General features: G+C 38.5%; 11 protein-coding genes. All 11 read right to left on the reverse strand.

Annotated features, from left to right (window positions below; translation table 11 throughout):
* Positions 1–92: 92 nt before the first annotated feature.
* The gene (locus tag J2S17_RS14250; RefSeq protein ID WP_307475938.1) at positions 93–611 is read right to left on the reverse strand and encodes a YpoC family protein; all 519 of its coding nucleotides are present in this window, start codon (positions 609–611) and stop codon (positions 93–95) included.
* Positions 611–1267, reverse strand: coding sequence for an endonuclease III (gene nth / locus J2S17_RS14255; protein ID WP_307475940.1), 657 nt, complete (start codon positions 1265–1267; stop codon positions 611–613). Before nth ends, J2S17_RS14250 begins: the two co-directional genes overlap by 1 nt.
* Positions 1268–1289: 22 nt before the next feature.
* Entirely contained in the window at positions 1290–1997 is a 708-nt protein-coding gene (locus J2S17_RS14260) for a DnaD domain-containing protein (protein WP_307475942.1), read from the reverse strand.
* Between the two features lie 244 nt (positions 1998–2241).
* On the reverse strand, positions 2242–3534 hold the full coding sequence (asnS, locus tag J2S17_RS14265; protein ID WP_307476099.1) for an asparagine--tRNA ligase: 1293 nt from the start codon (positions 3532–3534) through the stop codon (positions 2242–2244).
* A 259-nt stretch (positions 3535–3793) separates the two neighbouring features.
* A complete protein-coding gene (locus tag J2S17_RS14270) occupies positions 3794–4978 on the reverse strand; it encodes a pyridoxal phosphate-dependent aminotransferase (protein WP_307476101.1) in 1185 nt (394 codons plus the stop codon).
* A gap of 139 nt (positions 4979–5117) precedes the next feature.
* Positions 5118–5594, reverse strand: a complete 477-nt coding sequence (locus tag J2S17_RS14275) for a cell wall elongation regulator TseB-like domain-containing protein (protein ID WP_307475944.1) — start codon at positions 5592–5594, stop codon at positions 5118–5120.
* A 13-nt stretch (positions 5595–5607) separates the two neighbouring features.
* Positions 5608–5778 carry a YpmA family protein gene (locus J2S17_RS14280; protein ID WP_307475946.1) on the reverse strand — a complete coding sequence of 57 codons (171 nt, stop codon included), beginning with the start codon at positions 5776–5778 and terminating at the stop codon, positions 5608–5610.
* A 112-nt stretch (positions 5779–5890) separates the two neighbouring features.
* The gene (dinG, locus tag J2S17_RS14285; RefSeq protein ID WP_307475948.1) at positions 5891–8698 is read right to left on the reverse strand and encodes an ATP-dependent DNA helicase DinG; all 2808 of its coding nucleotides are present in this window, start codon (positions 8696–8698) and stop codon (positions 5891–5893) included.
* A 336-nt stretch (positions 8699–9034) separates the two neighbouring features.
* Entirely contained in the window at positions 9035–9418 is a 384-nt protein-coding gene (gene panD / locus J2S17_RS14290) for an aspartate 1-decarboxylase (RefSeq protein WP_307475950.1), read from the reverse strand.
* A gap of 15 nt (positions 9419–9433) precedes the next feature.
* Positions 9434–10282, reverse strand: a complete 849-nt coding sequence (gene panC / locus J2S17_RS14295) for a pantoate--beta-alanine ligase (RefSeq protein WP_307475953.1) — start codon at positions 10280–10282, stop codon at positions 9434–9436.
* On the reverse strand, positions 10282–11115 hold the full coding sequence (gene panB / locus J2S17_RS14300) for a 3-methyl-2-oxobutanoate hydroxymethyltransferase (RefSeq protein ID WP_307475956.1): 834 nt from the start codon (positions 11113–11115) through the stop codon (positions 10282–10284). The genes panC and panB overlap by 1 nt, the downstream gene beginning before the upstream one ends.
* Positions 11116–11333 lie beyond the last annotated feature (218 nt).

The raw sequence follows: 11333 nt of genomic DNA on the forward strand, positions 1-11333 counted from the left end.
ATATTAATATATTTGGCATGATATTTGCATAACCTAACTATGAACAAAAAAACGGTTAAAAATTGCCTTTTACCGCAGCAATTTTTAACCGTTTATTTTCTTAATTGACGGAGGATATACTCCTTCGCATAAAGTTTTTCCATTTCAATCATTACTTCTCCTAATTGGATAAATGATTGATATAATGATGGGCGCTTCATTATGAATGCTAATCTTTCCATCACATTTACAGGGCTAATCGCTAATGAGGCTTCAATTTTCGCTTGTATAAACTTTACTGGTTGATTATTCAGCCAGAATAAAAATTGAATACATAGAGCGATGGCCTGCTTCATTGGTTCTACAGCTTCTTCTCTTTGTCTTTTCACATAGATAGAACGAAGATGGACATGTAGAGCTTTCCATTCTTTTATAACAAGCGGAATAAAGATCTCTTGCTGTACCCATGGCTTCTCGGCTGGAAAGCCAGCATAGTATGCCGCTTCATATTTAAAATAGGGTTGTAAGCTATTCCTTTGAAAACAAAAGGCGTCCAATTCCAGCTTTTCATTAGCACCATAGAAAAGGGGGTGAATAAGCTCCTCTGCCGTATGGATGATGACTTTGTCCATTACCTGGCTACCTTTGCTTTCAGACGCTTCTTGCCCTCTCTGCAGACGTCAAGAAGCGGACATTGACTACATTGAGGATTTTGAGCTTTACAGTGATATCGTCCAAAGAAAATTAGCCTGTGATGAGTAGCTGACCATTCTTCCTCCGGCACTTTTTTCATCAGGGTTTTTTCGACTTCAAGCACCGAGTCTTTCCAACGGCAAATGGCAAGTCTTTTACTTACTCTTTCCACATGGGTATCGACGGCAATCGCCGGTATATCATAGGCAACAGAAACGACCACATTCGCCGTCTTTCTGCCAACACCTGGTAGCTTTGTAAGCTCATCGCGATCTGCTGGCACAACCCCATCGTAATCATCCAGCAGCATTCTGCAAAGCTTCTGAATGTTTTTTGATTTATTGCGATATAGTCCAATTGATCGAATATCATTTTGCAGCTCTTCAATCGATACATCAAGATAGTCTTCAGGTGTTTTATACTTTTGAAAAAGATTCTTAGTTACTTTATTGACAAGCGCGTCTGTACATTGAGCTGATAATGCAACAGCAATCACCAGCTCAAATGGATTGTCATGCAGTAGTTCACAATGGGCATCAGGAAACATCTCTGCCATTGTATCTAGGCAAAATCTAATGTCTGTTTTATTTAACAAAGCAATCACCACTTATTTTTTCTTATTGTTCAAGCCAGTTGTAGAAAGGAATTTTCTGAGAAGGTGTCTCCGTTTGTTCATTTGTTCTATTGCGTTGTGCCTGATTTTGACGGAACTTCTTCCCGTGGTTTAATGCCTGTTCTACTGTTTTTATACCATTCTTTTTCCACTCGAATAATATGCGATCAATATATCTAAAATTCAACTTTCCTGACATGACCGCTTCTCTTAATGCTGCTTTAATGATTTGCGGATCATGGTGATCATCATCCATCCATAAAGCTAGAGTTTCACATTCAAATGGTGAAAGCGGACGACCGAATTCATTTTCAAAAATCGAGTATAAATCGGTTTCATGCTGTCTATTTTTTGCTGCTTCTTCTTTTTTCTTTGAAAGAAGGAAATGATCAATTAATTTTTCCCATAACGAATCAAGACAATATTTCTCATATCGTATCCCGGCTTCAATATTCTCTTCTTTAATTTCTATAAAACCCTTTTGGATTAGTTTTCTTAAGTAGTCTGTGCATTCTGAAACAGAAATCGTCATTCTTGCTGACAAATCAGCAGGGGTAGGGAATTCATTTCCCTTCTCAATAAAGGAGATCATATGGAGAATTAATATTAATTCCTGTTCATTCAAATTCATTTCTTTGTACTGAGTCAGTAACACTCCAGGAATCGTTATATTCCCTTCCTGAAGCCATCTTAACATTGTTGTTTTTGGCATAATTGACACCTCCCTTTAAGTATATCATGAACAGCTTTATGTTTGTGAGGTGAAAAACCGGTAAGTTTTCCAACTTTAATAGGTTATAATGATAGAGTTTTTTCTATTGAAAAGCAGTTCTAACTATAGGAATCCCCTGTTTTTATATCGAAATCCTTATCCTTCTATTAATGTAATTGCATTCAATCTTCGCTTATTAAAAATGAAAAAATCCGCTCTAAGCGGATTTTCACTTGTCTCTATATTATGGATATAGACGATTTAATAAGCGAGGGAATGGAATCGTTTCCCTTACATGTTCAACACCTGTGACCCAGGCAACGGTTCTCTCGAGACCCAGCCCAAATCCTGAATGCGGAACTGAACCGTATTGACGAAGTTCAAGATACCACTTGTACGCATCTTCATCTAAATCATGCTCTTTTATACGCTGTTTAAGCAATTCAAAATCATGAATACGCTCAGATCCACCGATGATTTCTCCATATCCTTCTGGTGCGATCAAGTCCGCACATAACACAACATCTTCCCTGTTCGGGTCAGGCTGCATATAGAATGGTTTTAGTGAGGTAGGATAGTGCGTAATGAAAACTGGTTTTTCATAGCTCTCCGCAATTGCTGTTTCATGCGGTGCACCAAAGTCATCGCCCCATTCGATATCATCGAAGCCTTTTTCCTGTAAAAACTTGATGGCATCATCATAGTTGATACGAGGGAACGGTGCTTTAATTTGCTCTAGCTTAGATGTGTCGCGACCAAGCGTCTTCAGCTCAAGGCTGCAATTTTCTAACACTGATTGAACAATATAAGATACATACTCTTCTTGCACCTTCAAGTTATCTTCAAACTCATAAAATGCCATCTCTGGTTCAATCATCCAGAATTCAATTAAGTGACGGCGTGTTTTAGATTTCTCGGCACGGAATGTTGGACCAAATGAAAATACTTTTCCAAGAGCCATTGCCGCTGCTTCCATATAAAGTTGTCCACTTTGAGAAAGATATGCATCCTCGTCAAAATATTTAGTAGCAAATAACTCGGAAGTTCCCTCAGGTGCACTTCCAGTTAGGATTGGTGGGTCGACTTTAGAAAAGCCATTTTCATTAAAAAAGGCATATGTAGCACGAATGATTTCATTACGGACCTTCATGACAGCGTGCTGGCGGCGAGAACGGAGCCATAGGTGGCGGTTGTCCATTAAGAACTCAGTTCCATGTTCCTTCGGTGTAATCGGATAGTCCACTGATTCGTGAATCACTTCCACATTTGTTACAAGCAATTCATAACCAAGCGGTGAACGCTCATCCTTCTGCACTTTTCCTGTTATATAGACACTTGATTCCTGTGTGACTGATTTAGCTGCTTTAAACATTTCTTCAGATACATCTGCCTTCACGACAACCCCCTGAATGAAACCAGAACCGTCACGAAGCTGCAGGAACGCAATTTTTCCGCTTGAACGCTTATTTGCAATCCATGCCCCAATCTTTACTTCTTGATCAACATATTTATAAACTTCAGCAATAGTTGTTTTAATCAATTTAATACTCCTTCCAAAACGATTCCAAATCGAATTCAATCGCTATATATTATACCCTCCATATTACGAAAAGCGCAACCACCTTGTCCAGTATAGGAACGCAAGATAACTAAGCACTTCTCCTAACAAACCTTCTTCTTTCCTACCCAGGGAGGTGTTTATCTAACTGATACTTATATGACCCCTTTGCTATAGATCCATGTTAAAAGAGAAAGCGGCGTTCAAACCCCTCTCCCTATCAACCTAAAAGATCATCTTATTTCATTTTACTTTCAACAAAACGATGAATGCGATCGACTGCTGCTTCTAATAATTCTAGGGAAGTTGCGTAAGAGAGACGAATATTGTTCGGTGATCCAAATCCTGATCCAGGAATAACCGCAACCATCGCTTCTTCTAATAGTCCTTTTGTAAATGCATCTACATCCGCAAAACCAGTCATTTCTGCCGCTTCCTTCACATTAGGGAAGAGGTAGAATGCCCCTTGAGGTTTAATGCATGTGAAGCCTGGGATTTTGATTAATTTATCATAAATGACATTTAGACGGTTCTCAAAAGCTTCGCGCATTTCTTGAAGCATATCATCTGAACCGGCGTACGCCGCAATGGTTCCGTATTGTGAAGTTGTAGTCGGATTGGATGTACTGTGACTTGCAAGATTAGTCATTGCTTTAATAATCTCTTTGTTTCCAGCAGCATAACCGATTCTCCAGCCTGTCATTGAATGTGACTTAGATACACCGTTGATAATGATTGTCTGATTCTCCAGTTCTGGTGAAAGCTGAGCGATCGATACATGTTTATTGTCGCCATAAGTAAGTTTTTCATAGATTTCATCAGATATGATTAATACATTATGCTTTAAACATAATTCACCTAACGCCTTTAACTCATCTTCACTGTAAAGCATACCTGTTGGATTGCTTGGAGAGTTAATGATGACAGCTTTCGTTTTTTCAGTAATAGATTCCGCTAACTGATCTGGTGTAATTTTATAATCATTTTCTTCTTTTCCTTCAACATAAACTGGAACACCGCCAGCAAGTTTCACTTGTTCTGGGTAGCTTACCCAATAAGGGCTCGGAATGATGACTTCATCGCCTTCATTAACAATTACTTGAAATAATGTGTATAAAGCATGCTTCGCTCCACTTGTGACAACTATGTCTGCAGGATCTATATTCAGCCCTTGATCCTTTTTGAATTTCTTAGAAATCTCTTCTTTTAATGCAGGAAGACCAGCTGCTGCTGTATATTTTGTATGACCTTCATTCATTGATTGTACAGCTGCATCTATAATATGCTGCGGTGTATTGAAATCCGGTTCTCCTGCTCCGAGTCCAATTATATCATGCCCTTGGGCTTTAAGTTCTTTAGCTTTAGCTGTTATTGCTAATGTAGTTGATGGTGTTAAGGATTGCACGCGTTGAGCTAATTCAATTTTCATGTTCCAAGCCTCCAAATGATTCATCTAAAATATAAGAAAATCAGCGATATTTCTCTTGGTTCAGTAAGAGACTTTATAACATCGCCAGCTAAATTGGTCATACGAAATAGTAGAATACTCTTCTATTTCATTATTACAGGTTTTCTATGATTTTAAGCTTCGTTTTGCCTGTCTCAAAATCAATCATATAATAATTTAATAAATCCCCTTCGGTTCGATAAGCAATTTCCCATAAAGGAATGTTACTTTCCATGCCTATACGAATAGAAATGATTTCCTTTGGATTCTTCTCGTTTAGAAGTGTTTGTAATGCTTCTTCTTTCGTGATTCCTTCAGATTTCTTTTTAACAATTATTTTGCCATCTTTTTCAGGAACCCAGGCATATACATCTTCTCCGTCTTTTCGTTGTCCATCTAGTATATAAATCGATTCATTACCATTATATATAGTAAAACGATTAACGTCCGTTATATTCAGTTCTTCTTGCGCCCTTTTCAGCGCTTTTTCTTCAGCTTCTCTGACGGGGTCAACCGCATTAAAGTAAATTTTCACAGCAACACCAATAATGATTAATAGGGCAACTACACTTATAATGATTGTTTTTTTCATATCATCACTCTGCTTATGTACGATAGATTGTAAAAACGGCTTTATTTTGATCTTCTTGATCAAGGGCCAGTCCGAACATTAAATCCTTTTGTTTTAATGTTCTATTTAGTGAATCCACAACTTTATATAAATCAGGGCTATTCTGAACGGTAACTGTCGACAATACTTCTATCTTGCTTTCCATATCGGCTTTCCTCCTTGAAACATTACATTGCGCTGTATTCATTCTCCCCTACCAGTATAACAGTATTAGAGAAGACCTGAAATATCGGCCTTAGTTTTCGTTAAAAAAATTACTATAACCATTCATCGATGAGATCCAATGTTTCATTAATTGTTTTTCTCTCTGCTTTTACAGATGGTACCGATTGTAAAAAGGCTTTCCCATACGAGGTCGTAACGATTCTGCGGTCAAAAACAATAATTAAGCCTTTATCACTTTTCGTTCGTATGAGTCGGCCAAAGCCTTGCTTAAAACGAATGACTGCCTCTGGCAATGAGAATTCAGAGAAAGGATTGCCCCCTGCCTCTTTAATTTTCTTAGCCTTTGCTTCAGTCATTGGTTCATCAGGAGGAGAGAATGGCAGTCTAACAATAATCAGACAGGACAAATCCTCTCCAGGGATGTCTACACCTTCCCAGAAACTGCTTGTGCCTAGTAGGATTGCCTTCTCAAACCGCTGGAAGTTCCTAGTCAACCTCGAGCGGCTCCCTCCGGAAATCCCTTGCGCAAAGATTGCAAAGTCATCAAGGAATCCTGATTCTTTTATTAACTGATGGGTTTGTCTCAGCATTTCATACGAGGTAAATAAAATTAACATTCTTCCCTTTGTAGATTCAGCAATCGAAATGATTTGTTCTGATATAGAGGCTACATATTCCTCCATTGAGACTGCTTTAATATCGGGCAGATCTTCAGGAATGATTAATTTCACTTGCTTCTCATAATCAAATGGAGATTCAATCTTGATAAGCTTGCAATCTGCTTCTTCCAAACCTATTTCTTTTAGTATATATGAAAAGGAATCCTTTACCGTCATCGTTGCGGATGCGAGCACTACACTGCTCTTTTGCTGAAAGAAACGAGCGTTTAATACATTCGATACATTTATAGGTTCGCAATAAACAGTAGTTACATTCTGCATCGCTCTTAAATCTATTTCGATCCAAGTCACATGCTCATCTGAGGTCGTGATAAATAGTTCCTTAACCGTTGCGGCGACTTTCTTTAAATCTCCTACTACTGTAGCTAATTCTTCTAAAAAAGCTTTTTCATGATTTTCTAGAGAATTGATATTGTCATGGATATAATTTAACCGGGCTTCTAAAGCTTTCATTGCATCAGCAGTTAAAAAATAAAATCTCTCTGCCTTCCCTTGAAGCACCTTGTTTTCTTCATTGCTTTCATTTGAATAAAATCCTACCTTTAGACGGTTTCCGCCACTTTTCCCTTTTTTCTGCTTCTTAGCCACTTGACCAATCAAGCGGAAAAATTCATCCATCTCAAATAGCATCTCTGTCATTAGCTCGTTCATCTCAAAAGAGTGAATGAGAGAGTGCTGATTAATATCCCCTTTTTCCTCTAAAACTTTTTCCAGTTTATATAATAACTGACGGTGTTCTACTCCGCCAATTTGGCTAAGAAGCAATCTTACATTCAAATAATCAAGGCTCCGTCCAAAATGAGGACCAGCCGCTTTGACAAAGTGATGTCCTTCGTCAACAATTACATGGCTATAACTAGGCAAAATGGAATGATCATGAACAAGGTCAGTTAAAAGCATGCTATGGTTTGTGATAATTAGATGAGCTTTTTGTGCCAAAGTTCTTGCTTTATAATAAAAATCTCTTGAAATCCAAGATTTATTTTGCAGGAAGACTGTTTCATCATTTTTAATATGATTCCAATAAATTAAACCACCGCTGGATAAGTTTAATTCATCCATATCGCCGGTTTCTGTTTCAGTTAACCAGATCAATATTTGCATTTTCGTTAAGTTCGTATCATAATTTTCGTCCATGTCATTTAATGACTGAGCAAATTTCTGTAAACTAATATAATGGCTTCGTCCTTTTAATACAACAGCTTCCACTGAAAAAGGCAGCATTTTTTTTAGAAGTGGAAGATCTTTGTGAAGAAGTTGATCTTGCAGTTGTGTTGTATACGTACTGATGACGATTGTTTCGTTATTTTTCACTGCATACATCATTGATGGAATTAAATAGGCGAGAGATTTCCCAACACCTGTACCGGCTTCAATAAGCGCATGTTTTGGTTCGTTGAATGCCTCGTAGACAGAATCCATCATTAGAAATTGGCCTTCACGTACCTCAAAATGCGGAAAGGCCTTTCTAAATAAAGCTTCCTTCTTTCCTGAGTCATCTGGAAACTCCATTTGACCATCAAAGGCTGGTTTCTTGTCCTCATCCTGCCCTTTTCTAAGAGCAATGCCTTGATAAACTTCTAACTCAGCTGGTATAAAATCAATTTTACTTTCCTTCCATTGAACAAGCTCCTCTAAATAAATATCCAAGTCGCTTTTTAACCCGCCTGAAAGCTTATGTAATTGCTTTAATGTTTGCATCGGCAGTTGCTTGAGTTTTCTTTCTAAGATCAAAAGCAGCTCTGCTGTCACATATGCGTCACTGTCTGCTTGGTGCGGCCGATCATGATTGAGTCCTTGCTGTATGGCTAAATCGGAAAGTTTATAGCTATCTTCACTAGGCAGTAATATTCGCGCAAGCTCAACAGTATCTAATATCGGACCAAAAAAGCCATTGTAGCCTACCTCGATAAGCTCCTCCTGTAAGAAGGACAAATCAAACAACACATTGTGTGCAACAAAATAAGCCCCCTCTAGCATCGTTAATATCTTGGGAGCAATCTCCGCAAATGAGGGTGCATTCTTAACCATATCATCTGTTAAACCCGTCAATTCTTCTATAAAAGGCGGTATAGATTGATTGGGCTGGACTAAGGAAGAATATTGATCAGTAATTTTCCCATCTTCAATTACCACTGCTGCAAATTGTATCATTTTATCGCCCTTCCTTGGGGCGTTACCTGTTGTTTCTAAATCAATCACAACATATTTATTACTCATGGCTTTACACCTCTAACATTCTGTCAATCAAAAGGTATCATAAAAAAGGGAAAAGAGAAAGTTATCGGGCAGGTAAAATGACAATATTATTAAATTTGAATCGTATGATTCGAATTTAAGTTAGCTATTTTGAAGTTTTACATTTTAGTTGGAATAGCTCATTAGGATTATTATATTAAAAAAACGCAATAGATAATATCAAAGCACTTTATTTAACACATGATTTCCCAAGCTATTGTAAAAACTCCCCTATAGGGACACTATTTCCCCTAATTAAAATCAAAAGATAAAAAGCTGAAAAAGGATTGCTTCCTTTTTCAGCTTTTTATTAACGTTTTAAAGAATGGTCCTTGCGGGTTCAGCATGAAGAAGCTCTTGAATCACATTTCTTTCACCCATGATCGCCACTTTTGGCTGATGCGAAGCAACATTCTCTTCAGCTATAATCGCATAAGAAATGATGATAACAATGTCACCTTCCTGAACAAGTCTGGCAGCAGCCCCGTTCACACAAATGACACCGCTCCCTCTTTCTCCAGGGATAATGTATGTCTCAAACCTTTGTCCGTTATTATTGTTTACGACTTGCACCTTTTCATTTGGCAGCATACCTGCTGCATCTAATATATCTGAATCGATTGTAATGCTTCCCACATAATTAAGATTCGCTTCTGTGACTTTTGCACGATGGATTTTACCGTTCATCATTGTCCTAAACAAGACAATTCCTCCTATCTATTCGTTCGTGATGATTATATTGTCAATTAATCGGGCTTTAGAAAATTTAACTGCCAGCGCAATAATAAACCTTCCCTCCAGCTCTACTAACGTCTTCAGCTCTGGGTATGAATAGATTTCAATATAGTCTATTTCACCATCGGTTTTCTCAGCAATTTCTCCTCGAATGAATGCAATGATGCGCTCAGAGTCTTTTTCCCCTTCGCTTATCAATGTTCTCGCATTTGCCAGACTTTGATACAGAACAGGCGCCTGCTCTCTTTCTGATGCCGTTAAATGTACATTTCTCGAGCTCATCGCCAAGCCGTTCTCTTCCCTTATTGTATCTACAGAAATGATTTCAACAGGGAAGTTATAATCAGCTACCATAAGATCAATGACTGCTATTTGCTGAGCATCCTTGCGTCCAAAATAGGCTCTATCTGGCTGGGCAATGTTAAATAGCTTTGAAACAACTAATGCGACCCCATCAAAGTGCCCTGGTCTTGATTCGCCGCACAGAACATCCGTTCGATCATTGACGTTCATCAGGATAGATGGATGCTGCGGATACATTTCTCCAGCAGCCGGATAAAAGATGACATCAACATTTTTCCCTTCAGCAAGTGAATGATCACGATTAAAATCGCGGGGATATGTGCTTAAGTCTTCCTTTGGTCCGAATTGCAGCGGATTCACAAATATACTCATGATGACAAGATCGTTATCTTTTCTCGCTTGTTCAGCTAATGCAAGATGACCTTCATGCAGATAGCCCATTGTTGGAACAAGGCCAATTGATTTGCCCTGCTTTTTATGATGCAGTACAAACGCTTGCATCTCTTTTATACTCTTGATGACTTTCATTATTTACCTCCGTACAAGCTTAAAAGTTCTTCTTCTTTCATATTAAATGAGTGTTCCGATGCAGGAAATAATCCACCCTTCACTTCATTTACATAGGCCTTCAAGCCTTCTTCCATCATTTCACCACTATTTAAATAGCGCTTCACAAATTTCGGTACACGGTCAACACCGTATGTGAGAACATCATGATAGACAAGAACCTGACCATCTGCATGCGGACCAGCACCGATTCCAATAGTAGGAATACTTAATGATGCCGATACCTCCTTTGCGAGTTGTTGTGGAACGCACTCAAGTACAACAGCAAAGGCGCCAGCCTCTTCACATTTTTTGGCGTCATCAATAAGCTTTCTTGCTGCGGTTGCATCTTTCCCTTGCACCTTATAACCTCCGAGAACAGCTACTGATTGAGGTGTCAGCCCCAGGTGTGCGACAACAGGAATACCAGATCTTGTAAGCGCTTCTATTTTTTCAATTACTTCATCTCCGCCTTCAACCTTTACAGCATGTGCACCTGTCTCTTGTATAAGACTGCATGCATTCAGAAGTGTATCCTTGATGGATAGATGATAGCTCATAAATGGCATATCAACGACTATAAACGTATTTGGTGCCCCACGCTTTACAGCTTTGGCATGATGAATCATGTCACTCATTGTCACAGGAATGGTAGAATCATAACCTAATACAACCATACCAAGAGAGTCGCCGACCAATATCATATCAACCTCTGCTTTCTCTGCTTGCTTTGCTGCAGGGAAATCATATGCGGTCAACATGGCAATCTTCTCTTCATTTTTCTTCATCTTCAAGAAATCTGTCGTTTGCTTCATCTTACTTCCTCCTTTTTTAGGAAGAGGTGATAGATACAGTGACAATGAGGCTCAAAACATAAAAATCCTTCTCAAAAAGCAGAAGGATTTACAAAATTAGCCCATTATTGTGTCTCATCCCTCTGTCCTGGTCCATATTGGATCTAGGCAGATATCTGTTTTATTATTCATTTCTTTACAGGTGCAGTTCTTTCATGATACTGCCCAAGAAAAGTATA

This window comes from Cytobacillus purgationiresistens (assembly GCF_030813235.1).
Lineage (GTDB): Bacteria > Bacillota > Bacilli > Bacillales > Cytobacillaceae > Cytobacillus > Cytobacillus purgationiresistens.